Here is a 515-nt window from a genome sequence, read left to right as displayed (position 1 = left end):
TCTACRSCGSGCSGCGGCGGCTTCCTGCCGCTCGTTCTCGGGCGCTCGCCGGGGCGCAGGACCGCCATGGCTCAGCCGCCGGGCGCGGTGTAGAAGTACACGCGGACCACGGCGGTCTCCGGGCTCTTGCCGAGGTTGTGGAAGTCGTCCGTCGCCGTCTTCCCGGTGAACATGTCCGGGCGGCCCTTGCCGAGCAGGCCGTTGACGCGGTGGGCGTAGTCGGTGCCGTTGGGTCCGCCGCCGAAGGTGAGGACGAGCGCGGCCGTGCGCCCCTTCCACTTCCGGGTGCCCCTGCCGATCTGCTCGGCGAGCTTGCCCTTGTCCCGTCCCGAGACCTTGAACTCCTGCGGATGGCGGTCCACCGAGCGCGGCCCCGTGGGCGTCGGCTCGGGCTTGGTCGGCGAGGGCTTGGGCCGGTCGTCGGCCAGGGGGTCGGGCCGGTCGGCCATGGAGACGAGCGCGAGCACGAGCAGCAGATCAGCGAAGAGCCACCCGGCGAGCACCACCACCCCGAG

The 515-nt window shown here is 72.8% G+C and carries 1 protein-coding gene; it reads right to left on the bottom strand.

Annotated features, from left to right (window positions below; genetic code table 11):
* Positions 1-71 precede the first annotated feature (71 nt).
* On the bottom strand, positions 72-515 hold a 444-nt coding region (locus AB8Z36_RS41785), incomplete at its 5' end, for a hypothetical protein (RefSeq protein WP_369218532.1).

It is taken from the genome of Streptomyces flavofungini (assembly GCF_041028215.1).
Classification (GTDB): Bacteria; Actinomycetota; Actinomycetes; order Streptomycetales; family Streptomycetaceae; genus Streptomyces; species Streptomyces flavofungini_B.
The sequence above is the reverse complement of the archived record's forward strand: the minus strand, read 5'-3'. Positions and strand labels throughout refer to the sequence as shown.